Genomic DNA, 17,788 nt, shown 5'->3' on the forward strand with positions numbered 1-17,788 from the left:
CTATCTGCCTGCCAGCTTTGCAGCTTCCTCGATGTGCTTTGCTAGACTTTCTTTGCTTGAATACTTGTAAGTTTTGAAGCCATTCTTTGCGATTTGGGCGGGTGCAGCACCTACTCGATCATCAGGAAAACTTGGGTCTGAGAGGTGATGCAACTGGATGCCAACAAGTCCATTGCCGCTCTCAAGAGATTGGTTTATCTCGTAATTTATCCATTCTCGATTGCTAATGCCATGAGTGATGCAAACAATGGTGACCGATGTCCCTTTGAGCGCGTCGTCGATCATTCTCTTGATGTGCGCCTCGCTCTTCTTGGCGTCTTCCCAGAGCGATCGATCTTTAAAACCTGCAGCAGTAGCGCCAACAATATTTGGCATTGACCGAATTTGATTTACTCGGAAAACATTGCGGTATCGAAAGCTGAAAAAACATGTTCTTGCCATTCCCAGAATGTCCTTTTCTGAAAAATATTTGACGTCTATGTTACCATGCTTAAAACGGGTGAAAAGGTCGAAAACGATAAGGACAGTAAACGGAAATCTCACGGGCCGTCTGAGGAATTGGCCTCAACTCTTGGATTGTCTTTTGCTCTTAGCCCACCATGATCCTAGTTCCAGACTTCGGTCTTTGCCCAATGAACACACCAACATCGAAAAAGTCATCGATGTCTGAGCTGTTAGCGCGCAACAGAAGCCCCGGTCCCCCTGTCACCCAATGAATATTATGCGAGACGGCAGCGAAAATATCATCCGAATTCAAAGGTTCCTTTTGCGGAAAAAAGAACCCAGTTTCAAATTCGAGATGTTCGCCACATCCACTAAAACCTAAAGTGCGTAGCCTATTGAGGATCTGTCTTGCGACGTCATTTGGTGAGCTAGTCTCGCTCTTGTCTTCCACGAACCAGCGTGCTGCGCTTATCCCATCCAATGTGATCGTACCTGAGACTAAGCGATACATGCTGTCTAGTTGGAGATGTGTAAGTTCCCTTCTCCCTGCCTGAGAGCTTCCAAGCGTGATCAGATCTGGCAGCAAAGCAGGAAATCGTCCTTCTATTGGTCGCCACCCGCTCGCCACCTCCTCACTGCGAGGGGCGCCGCAATAGAGAAACGAAAAGTCGCCCTTCCGCTCACAACTCCGCATGAAGAACTCTGATGGCTCAAGCGTTTCATCACCTTCAACCCGCTCTGTCGTGGTAGTGATTGAGCCAACCATCGCGTAAAAATGGTCGTCCACTCGCTCTGAACAACGGTTCTCCATCACAGACATGACTTGGTACGCGGATCGCGTTGCGAAGTCTGCCATCATATAGTCGGCGAGAAGCCTTTCTAAACTCCTTAGCTTCGGACTCTGCTTTTCCCACGCAAGTTTATCGAGGTTATTGTCCGCTTTATAGACTTCGATTGCGGTCATAATCATGTTCAAGAATTCGTTCCCTGACACTATCGCGTCTTCGTTACCCTCAACCCCAAAATACAAACGACTGCTGTTTACAGCCTCTTGATATGTCCAAACACGGCTGACCCAGTCTTCTTTCTCAAGTATACTAAGATCAGAAGATGTTAGCTTTTCAGTCTGACTTGCGTTTTGGATAGCATCCGAACATTGCTCCCTTAAAACAACCAGCACTTGATAGGCGGAACTGAAAATTTCACCCATTCTCTGAAGGCAAACGGTACGTCCCGGTTCGTCAAAGGGAACACACAGTGCATCCACCCAGAACGCCTGCGACGCATTGACTGCCGCTGCCTGCCCTGCGGCTTCTTTAAGTGAATTTCCATCGTGACTAAAACTGATGTTACGGCCCCAGTTCTCCTTTGACTGCGAAACGTTAATTGCCGTCTCTAAAGCCCGAATTGTCCGTATGGACATATGTTGCTCAACACAGACCGGGTTTTCTACTTTTCCTTTGCCCCATGCATATGAAATGCATGTGAATGCTGGGGCATCTGATACTTGGGCGTATTCTTTAATCACCCACTTTTTTTCGAATAACTCAATAAACGATGCATCTGGAGGCGTTAAGTGGTTTGCTGGCTCAAGCAATCTAAACATACACAATTTCTTCTACATAAAAATGGCTTCACTAGTTGAGACTAAGCTAGCCAAACTGATGTTTAGGTTCAAGAATTGCTCTCGGATATGCTGTCATCTTTGATTAAGCACAAATTTGTGAAATGATGTGCGTGTGCCTGAGATGTGCGGGGAGTTCAAATGTCAACATATTCGTACCAGATCATTCTTATGGGCGGAAAAGACGCTAGGCTGGCTGCCCTTAAGGCTGCTGTTCATGCGCGAGCCACGGATTTAGGAATCGACGCAAGTGAGATCGCCTATCTCGATGAAAGCACTTTTTCCGATACCTACGACAGGAAGAAGCCGGCCTTCGGGATCTACTTTGGCAATCAACACAAAACCGTCCCGCTGCCGTTAAACCAACTAGAACAGGACTCCATCATTATTGCTCCGATCGTGACGTCAAAAACGATGGTCGCATCTGAAATTCCCAGCGAACTTCAGCATATCAACGTGGTCGAAGTCGGCATGGATGGCGACAACATCCCAAGGCTGGCGTCTCTGGTCTTTGAGACTTTCAGACTTCTTCGAAGAGAACGCGGAATCTTCATCAGTTATCGGAGAAAAGGCTCACAGCCATTGGCCAACCGGCTCTACGAAGAATTGGACAAGCGAGGGTTCGATGTATTCATCGACGTTCGATCGGTACCACCTTCCGTCGACTTCCAGGCCGAACTTTGGCATCGCATGTCGGACGTTGATACCATCCTTTTGATAGATACTCCAGGGTTCAGAGAAGGCCGCTGGACCAAAGCAGAGCTTGCGCAAGCAAATCTACTAGGAATACAGACCCTCCATTTGCTTTGGCCCGGCCAAATAGAGGATCGTAACTTCGCGTTCAGCCGCTTCGTCAAACTTCTCGAAACGGATTTCAGTGGCCCGTCGCCAGGTCGCGGAGCTACGATAAAGGCGACGGTGATCGATAGCATCTGCGACCTGGCAGAAGAGCTGCGAGCAGAAGCTATGGCGTTCCGGCATGCTCATTTGGTAGACAACTTTTGCGATGCTGCCCGGGATTTGACACTCGTTCCCACTGTTCAACCTCAGCGCTGGATTTCGGTTGAGCTAAAAGACGGTGGCTCCTTAGCTGTGGTTCCCGCCGTTGGCCGTCCAACGTCCGATCGCATCAACACCATTTTTGACGCAATCTCCAACCACACATCTGCAGGCACCCCTATCTGGGCGATCTATGACAGTCGGGGAATGCATGACAATTGGATCAAGCACCTAAAATGGCTTGATGGACACTTACCGATCAAAACTGTCCCAGTAGGCGACTTGCCAAGCGCGCTAAAAGGGCTGCTAGCATGACCAACATTTTTCTCTCCGCAAGCGTCCCGCTGCCAGATAGAGACCGTAGATTTTTCGAAACAGCGGACGTGTTTCTGATACGTGAGGCCATCCGTGCACTGGTAGAGGTCATCTTGCCCACAGGACACATCACTTTTGGTGGCCACCCAGCGATCACACCTTTGATGTCGCTATATGCGAATACTGCCAAACTCGGCGGTGAACGCATTACGGTTTACCAAAGCGCGTTTTTCCTCGGTCAGTTTCCGCGCGAGAACGATGATTTCGCAGACATTCGGTACACTGAGGCTGTTCAAGACGATTTGAGCGGAAGTATTGATCTTATGCGTAACGAAATGCTCACCAGTCGTAGATTCGATGCAGCTGTGCTCATCGGAGGTATGGACGGCATCCTCGATGAGGCTCGACTATTCCGAGAGTACAATCCGACTGCTAAGGTCCTTCCGATTCCCGCAACTGGTGCTGCTGCGGCTATCGAATACAATGAAGGGAACTATTCGAGAGATTTGGCGAACGAAATCTCGTTCGCTAGCCTCTTTCGCCGCAAATTGCTGCCCAACCCGCTGTTGTAAGCAGGCAATAACATTCACAAAAACTTAAGCATTGGTTGAGAATCTTTCGCAAGTTCTCCCAATTCCATCGTGTGGCCGAAGACATCGACACTACGATGTCCGCCAGTCACGACTTAGAAGTTGCCTAGGAAACCATCTCTTTCTTCTTTATGCTGAAGTCATTTATGACTCTACATTTGGGTGCCGAAATGCCGCTTGGATATTCTGAAACATTTCTCGAAAACGGCTTGCGAGTGCCGATCCCGAAACCAAAACACCCTGATCTGATCTCGCAAATGTTGCGACGAGAGGCACTGGATGAAGGAATCTACTCTCATCACACCAATTTCACCCTGACAATGAATGGTCAGCACCGGCAGTTGATAGTTGCGGCCCATAATATTGACCAAACGGCATATAAAAAGGCTGCCCGATCGGGCTCGTGGTCTTTCGATGACGCGGTGGGGAAGGACAATCAGGTACCTGCTGTTTACTACGACGAAGATATTGTGAGCTACGGGCAATCTGTTCCGAACGACTTTGACAAAGGGCACATGGTTCCCTTCGCGAACGCGCGTCATGGGCCCGATGTGGATGCTGCCCTACTTGCAGCAAAAGAAACTTATGTTTGGTCCAATTGCTCCCCACAGCATCGCAATTTGAACCAAAGTGAATGGGTATATTTGGAGCGGTATATCGTGCGCCCCTTAAAACTTGATAGCAACGGCAAGCTATGCGTCTTTACCGGACCGATTTGGGGCGCATTGGATCGGACGATTTATGTATCAAGTCGGAACGATCCCGTACGAGCGCCTGCTGGATTTTTCAAAGTCATTTGCTTTCATATGGCAGAGGCCGTCAGGGGCAGCCACCTGGGCGTACTCACATTTGCGATTTTTCAGGATAAAGAAGCGCTGCGGACCAAAGCCGGCGGTGCGGTGATCAAAACAGACCGAAAATATCAGGTGACCATCGCTCAATTGCAGGAGTGGACGGGACTTGATTTTGGCCCGGAGATCGCAGACGCGAACCCCATGATCTATAACCCATCCACTGCACGGCGCATCAATCCGCCAGTCCGCACGCCAGAAGTGGTACCTATTGGCAATTCCAGCGATGTAATGACGCATTTAGAAAGCACTCGAAGTGGGCAGCAAATCTTGGCGCAGCGGGAGATTTCAATCTCATCGGCTATGATCCGACCACGTAGCCCCGAGAAGGGACACGAGTGGGTGTCATTGTTGAACCGTACCGAGCACGAAATCGATTTGACCGGTTGGGTGCTGCGGAGCAAGTCAGGCCGCAGTGCGACCTTAAATGGAAGTGTCGCAGCTGGTCGGGTGCATGTGATCGAGGGGAAGAAAATGGGTACTTTGCGCTTGGGAAATCAGGGCGGGGATTTGATGTTGCGAAATTCCAATAACTTAGTTGTCGACCATGTGACGTGGACGCGCAAAGCATTGCTTCATGTTGGGCCCGGCATTTCCTACGAGTTCGAGTTGGGTCGTTAGAAGGTATCGCCAGATCGGGAACTTTTTTAACTACTACTCAGCCCTCAAGGCACAGGTCATCGTCAGGCGAGAAACAGCCATATTATGCTGCCGATCTACCACTACTTGCCGCAATCGATTAGTAAATTCCACGTCGCGTGTTGTTGCTATTTCTTTACAACCTAGCAACTCGGATCAGGATATCAATCCTGACCCCAGTCGTTGTAGGGTTTCTAACGCTTTAATCGCGGCTCAACATCACCCCAATGCATACACGCGTTACTATTATGTAAGTCCTCTTGAAGGAAGCCGAAACTCATGTGCTGGCTAACTCGGCCTGCTAACTACCAACGCCAAAACCTAAAAACTCAGCTGGTACCGTGTCCGTCAACCAAACACCGTTGTCGGCGCGATAGAATTTATATCACGCTTCGTGCATCGCAATGCAGTCGATACGAAGAACGGTTGGCTTGCCATGTCTTTGGCCAACCCGTTCTGCCGTACTGGGGTCGGGTGATAAATGAACCTGCTGACGTTTCCCCGGGATGATCCCTTGGTTGAAAATCTCATCAAGTGTTGCGCTTGCCGTGCCATGGTAAAGCTCACTTGGGGGTACTTTAGGCTCGAGGCCGAGATTGACCTTGATCGAATGTCCCTTCGCCGCGCGAATTTTTTGGCCGTCTTCAGAGATGGTGAACCGTTTTTTGTCGTTTGTCGCAACAATCTGTTCGAGTTCTTGACGTGAGATTTTGCGCCCAGCCTTTTTTATTTTTCTCAACAGATCATCAATCGGAGCCCAACCCTGTTCGTCGAGTTGGAGATCAATCTCTTCCGGCTTGTGCCGGAGGACGAGTGATAAGAACTTGCTTTCTTTACTCATGGAACCATCCAGAAATTTCCTAGTTTTCGCTCGTAGCGAAATTCGGATGAGGAGCATGGGTTACTTGCCAAAGCTGGCAAGGCCGCTCGCAGTAGCAAAAATTACTGTATTTTGAGGTCATGCAGCTAGTAAGTTTCGTGTTGGCATCCGTAACACGCCCCATCAATCAAAGGAAGCTGTTTGAGCGAAGTGGTCGAGCACGAGACACAACATCTAGAGCAAAACAAATTTTATCCGTGTCGCATTTCACGGAGCATTGATCTCAAACGACTTTTTCGTTGAATTGCTAACACATGCGTTAACAACCTGATGTTAGCATTTAACTCACTGTTTCTGCTGAAGGATTTTACTTCCCATAAGATTCTACAAGACCTATCAATTAGGTGTGTTCGCAAGCCCGATGATTCGTTTTCGGTCTTTTCTTGAAGGGAGCAATAGATCGTATGGTACTAGATTTAGAGCTGCACGATGACATCCGCTATCGCTTGAAAAAGCGGGGTGTTACGCTGTCTCAGATTTCTCGTGAACTTAAGAAGTCGCCAAGCACGGTTACTGCTGTTTGTCAGGGGCGTGTCAAATGGGACCTTATTCAACGTGCGATCTGTAAGCACCTCGGGAAAAAACATCCTGCAGAAATCTGGCCAGATCGCTACCCTGAATTTCAATCTGAACAGGAGGACACTGAGATGTCGAGTCCACAATAAAAAAGAGCTGAGGGTTGCACCCCTCAGCTCTTCTTATCTCAGGTATCAAAGACACCGTCTATTCTTACCCTTTGATCCCTGTTTTCGAGAAAAAAGTCAAGTGTTTGGCGTGAGATACCTCGCCAAACCAATAATTCTGACCAATCGAAAGGGTGATCATGACCAACATGACACACGCCAGCCGCGCGAGCGTTTGTGCTCGCGCCCATGCCGCACACACCAACAAAATGGGGGTGGGTCAATGATGGAGGTAGAACAACAAGGCTTTATCGTTCCAGACCCTTCCCGAAGTTCGCGGAAAATCAATTGGCGATCTAGAGCAAGTTGCCGTGGAACGCTGGTGCTATCGTTAAACAGCCGTCAACAGGTTGTCGTTTACGAGAGTTTGTTCGAACTGATGTGCATTTTACTGATCAGTTCCCGAGGCGATCTGGCCGATGTTTGGGACCAACCTGAACCAATACGGTTTACTCTTCCTGATGGCAGCCGTCACGAACATACGTTCGACTATCGTGTGACATTGGCCGACGGGCTTCGGTATGCCGTCGCCATCAAGCCCATCCATCACGTCGAGAAATACGACTTCGATCTGAAGTTAGGCTACATCCGCGCCGCATTGCCAGGTGCTTTCGCCGATGAAGTCATCCTGATGAGCGAAGCAGATTTTACACGTGCGCAAGCACTCAATGCTCAACGCTACCACGAGTTTACAAAGAAGCCTGACACAGATGCGGACGACCACATTGTTCGCGTTGCATACGAGCAGCATGAACCCACCGTTCTGGAGGATTTGATCGCAAAAAGTGGACTCGGCGGTCGCGGTTTTCGAGCGGGCTTCCGCGCCATCGTCGAAGGAAAACCCAAGCCTCTGTCTCCCGGAAAAATCGGACTTCAGACCTTGGTGTCTTCCGAGGTGCCAATATGATTTTCAACTATGATCCCACAGACACATTCTTCATCTATGGCGAAGCGCATTGGTGTTCTTACCAGACCGACACTCTTTGTATCTTCGAGCCCAAAGAAAAGGGTGCTGGTCCACCGAAGACGTTTAGCCGTAAGGAGATTGGCTTTCTAAGGGGAAGCAATCACTGGCGTTACGTTCCGGGACCCCGAACATATGAGCGCCTGAAAAAGGCAGCCAAATCGGGAAGCAAAGATCTGCAAGGTGCGTACCCTGAAGATTAGGACGCAGCATTGTTCGCCTATATGGAATGCATGAATTTGGAAGCATTTCGCAACGCAGGTGCAGTCTCACTGACCCTTAAAAGTCTGACCTCGAAATGGACGGAGATCGTTGGCGCATTCCTTGAACAAGAGGCAACACGGAATCTTGGCAATGGTCCGCGTCGTGGTGGGAGCAAACTACCAGAGCAGAGAAAACCACATGCCGCCTCAACGTTACTCAAACTTTATCGCAGACTTCGACAAAGTAACTATGATCCAGGTGTTTTGGTTCCGCACTATCGAACTGGGAAGGAACGGAGTCTAGGTTTTTGCGATCAGACCGAAGACTTCATCAGACGTTTCGTCAAAGCATCGATCAATAGAGAAGATCCCTATGCAAACGCGATTGCAAAAGATGCTCGTGATGCGCTTGTGGCAGAGAATGAGCGTCGTTCCAAAAATGGGGAGAAGCTATTGGGTGTCCCATGCGTGCGCACGATTGAGAGGCGCATAGAATGGCTTGACCCTTTCGAAGTGGCTGTTCTTCGTCATGGTATCGACAAAGCACGAATGGATCATGCAATTTCGTCTGGTGGCCTTGATCTTCTGTATCCTCTGGAGCGGGTCGAAATCGACGAATGGGAAGGTGATGTTCGAGTAAAGTTCAAGCGGTTGGGAATTTGGGATTCACTTCCTCAAGACATCCGAAATGACGTACCCGATGGCCGTAAATGGATTTATGTAGCAATCGACTGCGCGACGCGCTGTATCCTCGCGATGTCTGTCTGCTCCCAGCCCAATAGCGACGCGGCACGACGAATATTGGGGCAAATTGTTAAGGACAAGACGGATCTCGCGCGGTTGGCGGGGGCGGAAGGAACATGGGATTTCTTCGGAACCCCACATCTCATTTGCACAGATACCGGCTCCGCGTTTCGGTCCAACATGTTCATACTTTCTGTGAACACACTTGGGTCCATCATCCTGTTCCCGCCAGTGAAAATTCCAGAACTTAGAAGCCGTGTCGAACGCTTGTTTGGCACAATGGCGCGGATAATCATGCCGCTATTGCCCGGTCGTACGTTCAGCAATCCTATGGCACGAGGCGATTATCCATCCGAAGAACGCACGGTTCTGACGGATGACGACCTAACACGCATTTTGACGATTTGGGTGGTTGATCACTATCATCAACAACCGCACTGTGGCCTCCCAGGCGCGCAATCACCAGCAAGTCGATGGAAAGAGCTGGTCAACAAATATGATGTCACCGAGCCGCCTGACTTGAACACGCGTCGGGTGGCACTCGGTTACGAGTATGTTCGAACTCCTTCCAAACAGGGCGTCGTCTTGTTCTCCAATCATTACGATTGCAAAAAGCTGATGAACTACCGACAGGCCCGTAAAGGCAAGCCTGTACGTATTCGGATTGATCCAGACAACATCGGTGCTGTTTCAGTGGAAATAGGTCGGGTTTGGCACCAAGCGAATGCGTTGAACGGAGAGGAAATCGAAGGTCTTTCGATGGATCATTGGACGCGTGTTGTGCGCGAGTTGCGCCAACGTAACTCGGCTGAGGCGGAACTCACGCTACCGCAGCGAAATAGGGCGATCCAGAAAGTACGAAAGATCGTCGATGATGCGCGTGATCTCGGTGGGCTGGTTGATCCAGAATATACCGCCGAGCGTCTTGAGTATCTGGCAAATAATCTTTGCGCAGGTTTGATTTTCAATCATCCCGATACACCGCCTGTGAGCGACAAGGACGTACCGTTCGGTCGCAAAATCGAACCTATTTTCCCGACACAACCGGACGTTCAATCCTCAGAAATTGAGCAAATACAACCCAATTCTGGGGATGAAGAAGAATGGAAACTGGAGGAATAACCATGGCCAAAGTAGGGCAACTCTCACCCGAACTTGAAATTCTCCTCGTTCGGCTGAGGGACAGATTTGTTCCACGTCAATGCTACAATGTTTTTGCCGATTCTATGGCAAATTTTGAGGCTCGCAGGCGTGCTGAAATTGCAGAGGGTCTAAACCCGGAGGCTCGAGGAATTGCGGTCATCGGAAACTCGGGGAGCGGGAAAAGTGAGGGCGTCGGGCATTACTTGAAGACAAATGAAACTATGTCTCTACTAACCGAAGATTGCGAAGCCGCAGATGCCGCCAGCTTCGTTGTGCCGTCACCTGCTTCGTTGAAAAAAGTTGGGTACTCATGTTTGGGAGGACTTGGGTATCCTCTGTCTCGAGATCGTTTTGCCGGCATCATTTGGGGGTTGGTGCAGGGCCATTTAAGCGAGCTCGGGGTTATGTTTCTCCATCTAGATGAGGCACAGGATCTATATTCCTCTCAAAGTGAGCGGGAAATGTTTGCCGTCGTCAACACATTGAAGTCGATGCTGCAAAACAAGCGGTGGCCAGTCAGCATCATCTTGAGCGGCCTCCCAGACCTTTTGACCCTCTTGAATCTGGATCCCCAACTCGGTCGTCGCTTCATCCCAATCAGCTTTTCTCAGCTTGATGTGATCGAAGATGGCAGAAACGTGCGTTCACTAATCGGACAATACAGCAGGGCAGCCAATCTCGAACTCGAGGCCGAGCTACAATCAGACGATTTCATAGCTCGCCTCATCCATTCTGCCGCCAACGAATTTGGCATCCTGGTTGAACTTATCACCGGGGCAATAGAATTCTGTTTTCGCGGGGATGAACCCAGATTGACAAAACAACATTTTGTGGCTGAGTTTCGACGTCGTACCGGTTGTGTCAACGACTTGAATCCCTTCGTGAGAGGGGATTACAGCGCAATTGACCCAAAACTCTTGTTGCCCGACAGAAGAGACGTTTCAGCACAAACCGGAACACCCCAGAAGCGGGGGCGGCAGAAATGATGCGGCTCCGGCTTACAGTTGCGCCCTTCGAGGGTGAGACAGCTAATTCGATCATAACCAGGATTGCCGATCGAAACGGGGCCAGTTTTGCCCAAGATTTTTGTGCTGATATGGGTGAGCGATGGAGAGGCATCACCGGCGGTGATGACATCGCAATTGAGGCGTTTGCTGATCTGACCGGCATTCCTCATGAGAAACTGGGTCGGTACGCTGTACGCGAGATTGGTCATCGCACCTATGGTTTGAATGGGCAATTTCTAACGCCCAAGACGATAGACCGAGGTCGTCTCAAGGTTTGTCCAACGTGCCTTTTCGAAGATACAAAGGTAGGCGGTGCCCGACATCGTCACTGCCGAGCAGAATGGCTTTTGAGCAGTTATCTGGTTTGTCACGTACATTGCGTACCAATGCATGTGCTTCCCAATGCGGAATTTCCAAGATCCCCGTATGATTTCTACCAACGCATCAAAGATTGCTGGAGGGAGATACAGCGTGCCGCGGAATTCCGCGAAGATTTCTCAGGGGATGTTGCGTGGGGAACGTATCTGGCTAACCGCGTGAGAGGGCACAAGACAGACACATGGTGCGACCGTTTCGACTTGGATCTACTCTGCCACATCGTAGTGAACTTAGGCACAGTCTTTCGTTTTGGATCGGCACGAAATCCATCGGACTTGAGGTCCGATGAAAAGCCATATGCGGCATCGCAGGCCTTCCGTGCTGTTAGGGTCGGACACAAGTCCTTAGTTGATGCTTTTCGCTCAGTTCGTGACGCCTCGAATAGCCCCAAACCTGGGTTCCAAGCAGATTTTGGCGCGTTTGCTCGTTGGTTGTATCGTGTGGATTGTCGCAGCCCTAGATATGCCGAACTCTTGGATCTTACTGCAAAGTTTGCGTTTGAAAATTACCCGTACGGTAAGGGTGATGCGTTATTTGGCCGAACGTGCCAAGAGCGACAGATCCACAGCATCACATCAGCTGCCAAACAGCACGGTTTGAAACATCCTAGAATGACAATCTTGGCTGTCGGCTTAGGATTGGGCTCCAAGGATCGGCACGAGCGTATAGAATTCTCAGCGAAGAAATATGATCCCGTTCTGGATGAATTTGCGCAATGTCTGCGCCCTAAACCGGCAGCCGCCGAGTTGGGTATCCGAGTAGAGGCCTTACAACGATTGGCCAAGGTTGAGATCCTAAAGCCTCGGTTTGATATGCCGTCCATGGTGCCAGTTTATCATCCCAGCGATCTAGAACTGTTTAGGTCAAGCATTTTGAGACAAGCTACGGTAGTCGACAAAATTCCGACCGACATGATCCCGCTGTTCAAACTGTGCAACCATGCTAAGTGCCATTTTGAGGAAGCGATCGATCTTGTGCGATCAGGCTCTCTGAGTTCCTTTTGTAGGCTTCATTCATCGTCAAGAATTCATGATTGTTTTGCAGATCTAGAGGATCTGCGTGATCATCTGCAGGGACCCAAACATCAGGGCTACACTAAGCAAGATGTAAAGCGCTTGCTCCGCGTCAATGATCCAACGGTGACCTTGCTGGTGCGAAACTCGATGCTTCGGGCCCGCATGGTTCGACATCACCGATCTCGCCGCCCGATGGCACTGATCGGTTCAGATGCAATGTCAGAATTTCTTGGTAGTCATGCAACGCTAGGTATGATGGCCTACGCTGCGAGGACTCAGGCTAAGCACGTCGCTACCAAGCTCGATAAAGCGGGTTTTGAGCCTCTGCCTCTAGGTGAGCGGTTCAGCAAGATCTACCGCCGCACCCCCGAACTCGAAAATCTGTTTCATCCGGGAGAGATAGCATGAGCTGTGTCGTCAAGTTTACTCGCTTCAGCATAAATCGAAACCAGCCCAGGTTCACGGTCATCAATCAGCAAAACGCAAAGGTACTTTCGCCATGGCAAGCATAACAGTGAGAAACCTCCCCGATGAAGTGCACCGCGGACTCAAACAACTAGCTGCTCAAAACAATCGAAGCACAGAGGCAGAAGTTCGTAACATTCTTTCGACTGTGGTTCGGCAACAAACCGGCGGTGGATTGGGTGCGACGCTTCACAAGCTGTGGGGTAATAACCTTGGCGGCGACCTTGAAACTCAACGCAGTACAGATGGTCTTCGCGAGGTCAATTTTGAATGATTATCCTTGATAAAACGGTCATCCTAGAAACCCGGCAAAGAGAGCCTGATCCAAACGTAATCGCGTTCTTGGACGATCTTGATCCGACAACAACCTATACTACTGCGATTACCGTCACAGAAATCATGCGCGGAATTGGTTTGTTGCCCCCTGGGAACCACAGGAAGGAGCTTGAGAACACAGCAAACACGCTGCTCCAAGAAGCTTTTGCTGGGCGTATTCTCCCGTTCAACGTTGAAGCGGCGCGGTTTATTGCAGTTGATGCCGTCCGAAACGAACATCCCAGATTGGCAGTTTCTTTTGCCGATCGGTTGGTCGCTGCGATTGCCAAATCCAATAATGGCGCAACCATTGCGACACGTGATGTTCCCCGATTTGAAGCTTTAGGTGCGCAGGTCGTTAGACCGTGGAAGTGATATCGTGGGCTGCTGAGCCGTTAGTTGTCGGTAGTGGCTTAAGATAACCTTGGGCCTTAGAAATTGAGAGCATTGTCCTTATTCTCACAAAGACTGTCTGCTTGAACCCTAACAGCATCAGTGGTGCAAACAGACAGTCATGTAGGTTAGTGCCGGACATGAGGCCCGGCGGGATGGGCTTAAACGGGATCGCCGCCATTCCCATCGCCGCACTTGATCCGCCCCACAGTGCGGCGTCTCCTGCGGTCCCCGCGCTTCATGGGTCCGGGTCCCCAATAAAATTTTTCGATTGATACGCCTAGGACGCAAATGCCTCCCGCTCCGTGATCTTCTCAAACTCGGGCAAAAATCCCTCATGATTTAGCGCGAGGTATTTGGTGATCCGCTCATTGCTCACCAACCGCGTGACGTAGCCACGCGCCAAAACAAGATCGAGATGATCAGTGCCATAACTGTCTTCGACCAAACGCACTTCACGTTCAAGGTTGGCGGATTCGCGTTCCATCAGATCAAGCTGTTCACGTGATATGCCTTTTATCTTCTTCGGTGTCGCGTCAGAGACCAGTTGGCTTTCAGGCGTCCCTGCCAAGAGAGATTGGGCGTAGTTGACGGTGTATTTGTTCATCGTCACCATAAGCTGTGCCGCTTCTATCTGGCGCATCGGTTTCATTTTCTTGAGAATACGAAATCCGGTCAATGCAACCTGCTTATCTTTCAACATCTCGGCTGCTTCAGGACAGATGCCATCAAGCAAACGCCTTTTGTCTTGCAGGGTTTTGATGTTCACATTCAGTGCTTTTGCTAAGCGTTCTTCAGATGCACCAAGGGTCAGCGCGCGCAAAATCATCTTATGTTCTTGGATGGTGGCAAGCCTGCTGATCCGATTGTTATAGGTGAAGGCTTCATCGTCGGTGGAAATGATGCAGGGCGTGTCGGTGGCACCTTGACCCTTCAACACTTCCAAGCGCAGATGCCCGTCAAGCAACGTGTACTGGGTCGGATCTTGTTGATCGCGGGTCACAACGATCGGCTCGACAAGGCCAATCTCTGCAATGGATGCGACAATCCGTTTGAATTTGACCGTCTCTTTCGTTTGCGGGGTCACGACATAAAGCGGTGCGATCTGATCGAACGCGATGCGTCGCAAGTCGCGCTCGAATGCTGCGACAACGATCTGTTCTGCGTCCCCAGTTGTCATGTCATGGCTCCGTCAATGCGGGTCAATCGATCTGCGATCGTCTTGGGAATGTTGGACAGGCCTTCTGCGCGCAAAAGCGTGACAAAATTTTCGTCTGAAAACAGCGTCTTCAAGGACTGGGTCAGAAACATGATTTCGCTTCGTGTCGCCCCAGCCTTACGCAGTAGGATTTTCTTCTTTTCCACATCGTTTTGATACGTTCGCAGCAAAGTCTCGACGGAAAGGTTTTTACGTGATCGCCTGTCTGAAGTGCCACGGCCTTTGCCGAACTGTTTGCGCGCTTCAACCAAACGCTTCGCCGCCATCAGACGACCGCCGCGCAAAACCTTGCTTTCATAGGCCTGCCGCAACACCGTCTGTACGCCAACATCATCGGCCTCGGCGATATCAACGGCGACGCTGACCGGAATTTTCCCGCTTTCGACGGCGCGCAAAAGCCGGTGTTCATTGCTTTCCAACAAACGAATGACACCGTGCACGTATTTGGCCGATAGCTGGGTCTTCGCGGCGATCTCCCGCTCAGAGTATCCACTGTCTTTGAGGCGTTTGATGTCCCTGAGTAGATCAAGCGAATGGTGCTGCCTGCGCGCAAGGTTTTCGACCAAGCTCATCACAAGACAATCCTCAGAGCTGGCGGTGATGACTACCGCGGGTATTTTGTCTTGTTTTAATACCTTGAAGGCCTCCAATCGACCTTGGCCACAAACCAATTCATATGTCAGGTCACCGCTCTCATCATCTTTGCGCGCGGCAACAGTGATTGGACGCTTTAGGCCGAGCTCAGCAATATTTGCGACGATACCATCAAAGACCTTTTGATTGCGGATACGCGGATTGACCACGGTGATGGCATCGACGGAAATGAGCTCGGTGTGTTCTTGCGGGGCGTCAGACATCATGCGACCTCCAAGATTGAAGTGCGCTTACACATGGCAAAGAAATGGGTAAGGTCATCAAATCGGTAAGCGTCGAGCGACAGGCCATTGCTTTCCGACAGGCGTAGTTTGGGAAGTGTCATATCGGCGGTTGGCAGCAGGTAATAATCGAGCGGCGCTTCGTTTGCCTGATCCATGCGTACGACAACCGTGATGTCTGGCAAAAGACCGGTATCTAACCTGATGTTCCATCGATACGCACCAGCATCGGTCTGTGTACATCTGGCGATAACAACAGAGGCTGAAAATTCTTGATTGATGGTCAGAAGGCCGGCCTTGGTATCCTGCTGAACCAACCCGCCAACCTGTTCGATCGCACCTACCGTCTCATGGATGATCCGAGCATGGATCTTCCGCAGACCTTTGTTGATTTCGATGTAGCGATAATCCCTATCCGGGGTGAAACCGACCAACTTATACGCTCTGAGTAAGCTGCCAAATCTACTTTGATATGCGCCACTGGACGGCAGTGCGCTGGCTTCGTTGATGACGATACCAGATAGAAAGCCATGCGTTTCCAGCGCGTCCCGCAATCCGTCCAGCATTTCTTCGTCAGAATATCGGTGTGCTTTGGCAGCAAAGATGGCTTTGGCGGCGGCAAATAACCCAGCATCGACAATCGCTTCAAAAGCACCTTCGGATCTGACCCAGTTATTTGGATTATTGCGCACATGACGCTTTTTCAATTTGAAGGAATGGCGGTTCCAGATGTTGTTGCCGATGTACTTTTCGTTTGAGAGCAGTTGGCGCACAACAGACGGTGTCCAGTCCCGATCCAAATCTGTTTTAATACCCTTGGCGTTAAGATCGGCCGCGATCACAGCCTCGGATTGATTGTCATCGACAAAACTACGGAAGATCTGGTTCACAACTGCGATTTCGTCTTCAGGCCCCGGAACGAGCGTTATGCCGTCAGTTTGAATACTCTTATGTTCGCCCCGCGTCAGAATGCCTTTCTGGTTGCCAGCTTCATCGATCAGCATCCGTCGCAGGCCGTACCCGGGCGGGCCGCCTTGTCGGTAGCCCATTTCAATCAACCGAGATTGACCCGCAAAGACCTTTTGCGAAAGCTCGCGGCTGTACTCCCCCGCCATCGCACGTTTGACGCCCTTAACGATCGTGGAAACTGGACTGCCGTCATTCTCAAACTGTTCAGCGCAATACTCGACTGCGATGCCAGCACGTTTGCAGGTATATTCGTAATACGCGCTCTCATCGGCATCCTGAAACCGACCCCAACGGCTGATGTCATAAACGAGAACAGTGTCGAAATCTGTCTTCCCAGCTTGGATGTCTTCGAGCAACTGCGTGAGGCCATCACGTCCTTCGATGCGCAAACCACTTTTACCTGCATCGGAATATGTCTCAATGATATGGTAGCCGCGTTCATCGGCATACCGCAGAATGGCATCGGACTGGTTTTCCGTCGAGTACCGCTGATGCTCAGTCGACATGCGGACATATTGTGCAGCCTTTCGACGGCTGCCTTGTTCATTGCTGTCTTCCGGCCAATTCAACGTTGCGGCCCTCCACATTCAAATTTGCAATTCTGTACTAAGGCTTAGCGATTCTCCCTTTGATCTTAGCGAGGGAGAGACGGAAACATGTTTCATAAAAAGGGCAACATCTTTCATAGGACGCGCCAAGGCACGATTTCTCAGGCAGAATACCGAGAGGCGATCAGTGCGGCATTGGTGCATGATTTGGGCGGCGCAGGGCGTGCTGCCAAAACGATAACTAAATGGACCGGTGTGAATGATCGAACAGCAAAAAACTGGATTTTGGGATACTGCGGGCCCTCTGGAGAGCACTTGATTGAATTGATGAGGCATTCCGACACTGTGCTTGCGGTAGTCTTGAAGTTGGCTGGACGAGATAGTGCGTTGGCGGAGGAACAGGTTAAGCACTTTAGGCATGAACTGAGAATTGTTTTGGACAGCCTAGACGCGATTTACGGGATTCAAGACGAATAGGCGCACATTTTAAAAAGCGTCAAAGTAAGTGTCGAAAAGCTCCAATA

Annotated in this window: 17 protein-coding genes; 11 read left to right on the forward strand and 6 right to left on the reverse strand. The window is 50.2% G+C overall.

Going from position 1 to position 17,788, the window contains the following annotated elements:
• Positions 1-441 (reverse strand): TIR domain-containing protein, encoded by a 441-nt coding sequence (locus DS901_RS18120; RefSeq protein WP_113778418.1) that lies wholly within the window; start codon positions 439-441, stop codon positions 1-3.
• Between the two features lie 148 nt (positions 442-589).
• Entirely contained in the window at positions 590-2,050 is a 1,461-nt protein-coding gene (locus tag DS901_RS18125) for an HET domain-containing protein (protein ID WP_113778342.1), read from the reverse strand.
• A gap of 159 nt (positions 2,051-2,209) precedes the next feature.
• Here DS901_RS18125 and DS901_RS18130 point away from each other — a divergent pair, with 159 nt between their 5' ends.
• The 3 genes from DS901_RS18130 (at position 2,210) to DS901_RS18140 (ending at position 5,444) form a co-directional block, all read left to right on the forward strand.
• Positions 2,210-3,382: a toll/interleukin-1 receptor domain-containing protein gene (locus DS901_RS18130; RefSeq protein WP_113778343.1), complete on the forward strand. Its 1,173-nt coding sequence runs from the start codon at positions 2,210-2,212 to the stop codon at positions 3,380-3,382.
• On the forward strand, positions 3,379-3,954 hold the full coding sequence (locus DS901_RS18135; RefSeq protein ID WP_113778344.1) for a hypothetical protein: 576 nt from the start codon (positions 3,379-3,381) through the stop codon (positions 3,952-3,954). The genes DS901_RS18130 and DS901_RS18135 overlap by 4 nt, the downstream gene beginning before the upstream one ends.
• 149 nt (positions 3,955-4,103) lie before the next feature.
• On the forward strand, positions 4,104-5,444 hold the full coding sequence (locus DS901_RS18140) for a DNA/RNA non-specific endonuclease (protein ID WP_113778345.1): 1,341 nt from the start codon (positions 4,104-4,106) through the stop codon (positions 5,442-5,444).
• A gap of 403 nt (positions 5,445-5,847) precedes the next feature.
• On the opposite strand, the gene DS901_RS18145 is transcribed toward DS901_RS18140, so the two are convergent.
• A complete protein-coding gene (locus DS901_RS18145; protein WP_258546793.1) occupies positions 5,848-6,303 on the reverse strand; it encodes an RNA 2'-phosphotransferase in 456 nt (151 codons plus the stop codon).
• A 443-nt stretch (positions 6,304-6,746) separates the two neighbouring features.
• Here DS901_RS18145 and DS901_RS18150 point away from each other — a divergent pair, with 443 nt between their 5' ends.
• The 7 genes from DS901_RS18150 (at position 6,747) to DS901_RS18185 (ending at position 13,635) form a co-directional block, all read left to right on the forward strand.
• Positions 6,747-7,007, forward strand: coding sequence for a helix-turn-helix domain-containing protein (locus DS901_RS18150; RefSeq protein WP_113778346.1), 261 nt, complete (start codon positions 6,747-6,749; stop codon positions 7,005-7,007).
• Between the two features lie 241 nt (positions 7,008-7,248).
• Positions 7,249-7,932 carry a hypothetical protein gene (locus DS901_RS18155; protein WP_147249966.1) on the forward strand — a complete coding sequence of 228 codons (684 nt, stop codon included), beginning with the start codon at positions 7,249-7,251 and terminating at the stop codon, positions 7,930-7,932.
• Positions 7,933-8,222: 290 nt separating this feature from the next.
• Positions 8,223-10,058 carry a Mu transposase C-terminal domain-containing protein gene (locus DS901_RS18165; RefSeq protein WP_181820929.1) on the forward strand — a complete coding sequence of 612 codons (1,836 nt, stop codon included), beginning with the start codon at positions 8,223-8,225 and terminating at the stop codon, positions 10,056-10,058.
• The gene (locus DS901_RS18170; RefSeq protein WP_113778350.1) at positions 10,040-11,065 is read left to right on the forward strand and encodes a TniB family NTP-binding protein; all 1,026 of its coding nucleotides are present in this window, start codon (positions 10,040-10,042) and stop codon (positions 11,063-11,065) included. The genes DS901_RS18165 and DS901_RS18170 overlap by 19 nt, the downstream gene beginning before the upstream one ends.
• Complete coding sequence (locus DS901_RS18175) at positions 11,062-12,888, forward strand: TniQ family protein (RefSeq protein WP_113778351.1); 1,827 nt, start codon at positions 11,062-11,064, stop codon at positions 12,886-12,888. Before DS901_RS18170 ends, DS901_RS18175 begins: the two co-directional genes overlap by 4 nt.
• A 91-nt stretch (positions 12,889-12,979) precedes the next feature.
• Positions 12,980-13,219, forward strand: coding sequence for a FitA-like ribbon-helix-helix domain-containing protein (locus DS901_RS18180; RefSeq protein ID WP_113778352.1), 240 nt, complete (start codon positions 12,980-12,982; stop codon positions 13,217-13,219).
• A complete protein-coding gene (locus DS901_RS18185) occupies positions 13,216-13,635 on the forward strand; it encodes a PIN domain-containing protein (RefSeq protein ID WP_113778353.1) in 420 nt (139 codons plus the stop codon). Before DS901_RS18180 ends, DS901_RS18185 begins: the two co-directional genes overlap by 4 nt.
• A 298-nt stretch (positions 13,636-13,933) precedes the next feature.
• Here the strand turns inward: DS901_RS18185 and DS901_RS18190 are convergent, their stop codons facing one another.
• From DS901_RS18190 to DS901_RS18200, 3 genes are read right to left on the reverse strand one after another with little or no spacing between them, the layout of a single operon-like run.
• Positions 13,934-14,833, reverse strand: coding sequence for a plasmid partitioning protein RepB C-terminal domain-containing protein (locus tag DS901_RS18190; protein WP_113778354.1), 900 nt, complete (start codon positions 14,831-14,833; stop codon positions 13,934-13,936).
• A complete protein-coding gene (locus DS901_RS18195; RefSeq protein ID WP_113778355.1) occupies positions 14,830-15,732 on the reverse strand; it encodes a ParB/RepB/Spo0J family partition protein in 903 nt (300 codons plus the stop codon). The genes DS901_RS18190 and DS901_RS18195 overlap by 4 nt, the downstream gene beginning before the upstream one ends.
• Positions 15,729-17,303, reverse strand: coding sequence for a recombinase family protein (locus DS901_RS18200; RefSeq protein ID WP_258546794.1), 1,575 nt, complete (start codon positions 17,301-17,303; stop codon positions 15,729-15,731). The genes DS901_RS18195 and DS901_RS18200 overlap by 4 nt, the downstream gene beginning before the upstream one ends.
• A 69-nt stretch (positions 17,304-17,372) precedes the next feature.
• Between DS901_RS18200 and DS901_RS18205 the strand changes: the two genes are divergently transcribed.
• Positions 17,373-17,741: a hypothetical protein gene (locus DS901_RS18205; RefSeq protein WP_113778356.1), complete on the forward strand. Its 369-nt coding sequence runs from the start codon at positions 17,373-17,375 to the stop codon at positions 17,739-17,741.
• Positions 17,742-17,788 lie beyond the last annotated feature (47 nt).

Source organism: Loktanella sp. D2R18 (assembly GCF_003318235.1).
Taxonomy (GTDB): domain Bacteria; phylum Pseudomonadota; class Alphaproteobacteria; order Rhodobacterales; family Rhodobacteraceae; genus Yoonia.

Coding starts and splice junctions, on each gene's coding strand:
- DS901_RS18175 (WP_113778351.1), top strand. CDS start 11,062: ATGATGCGGCTCCGGCTTACAGTTGCGCCCTTCGAGGGTGAGACAGCT.
- DS901_RS18170 (WP_113778350.1), top strand. CDS start 10,040: ATGGAAACTGGAGGAATAACCATGGCCAAAGTAGGGCAACTCTCACCC.
- DS901_RS18165 (WP_181820929.1), top strand. CDS start 8,223: ATGAATTTGGAAGCATTTCGCAACGCAGGTGCAGTCTCACTGACCCTT.
- DS901_RS18120 (WP_113778418.1), bottom strand. CDS start 441: ATGGCAAGAACATGTTTTTTCAGCTTTCGATACCGCAATGTTTTCCGA.
- DS901_RS18155 (WP_147249966.1), top strand. CDS start 7,249: ATGATGGAGGTAGAACAACAAGGCTTTATCGTTCCAGACCCTTCCCGA.
- DS901_RS18200 (WP_258546794.1), bottom strand. CDS start 17,303: ATGTGGAGGGCCGCAACGTTGAATTGGCCGGAAGACAGCAATGAACAA.
- DS901_RS18145 (WP_258546793.1), bottom strand. CDS start 6,303: ATGAGTAAAGAAAGCAAGTTCTTATCACTCGTCCTCCGGCACAAGCCG.
- DS901_RS18150 (WP_113778346.1), top strand. CDS start 6,747: ATGGTACTAGATTTAGAGCTGCACGATGACATCCGCTATCGCTTGAAA.
- DS901_RS18180 (WP_113778352.1), top strand. CDS start 12,980: ATGGCAAGCATAACAGTGAGAAACCTCCCCGATGAAGTGCACCGCGGA.
- DS901_RS18130 (WP_113778343.1), top strand. CDS start 2,210: ATGTCAACATATTCGTACCAGATCATTCTTATGGGCGGAAAAGACGCT.
- DS901_RS18190 (WP_113778354.1), bottom strand. CDS start 14,833: ATGACAACTGGGGACGCAGAACAGATCGTTGTCGCAGCATTCGAGCGC.
- DS901_RS18140 (WP_113778345.1), top strand. CDS start 4,104: ATGCTGAAGTCATTTATGACTCTACATTTGGGTGCCGAAATGCCGCTT.
- DS901_RS18185 (WP_113778353.1), top strand. CDS start 13,216: ATGATTATCCTTGATAAAACGGTCATCCTAGAAACCCGGCAAAGAGAG.
- DS901_RS18205 (WP_113778356.1), top strand. CDS start 17,373: ATGTTTCATAAAAAGGGCAACATCTTTCATAGGACGCGCCAAGGCACG.
- DS901_RS18195 (WP_113778355.1), bottom strand. CDS start 15,732: ATGATGTCTGACGCCCCGCAAGAACACACCGAGCTCATTTCCGTCGAT.
- DS901_RS18135 (WP_113778344.1), top strand. CDS start 3,379: ATGACCAACATTTTTCTCTCCGCAAGCGTCCCGCTGCCAGATAGAGAC.
- DS901_RS18125 (WP_113778342.1), bottom strand. CDS start 2,050: ATGTTTAGATTGCTTGAGCCAGCAAACCACTTAACGCCTCCAGATGCA.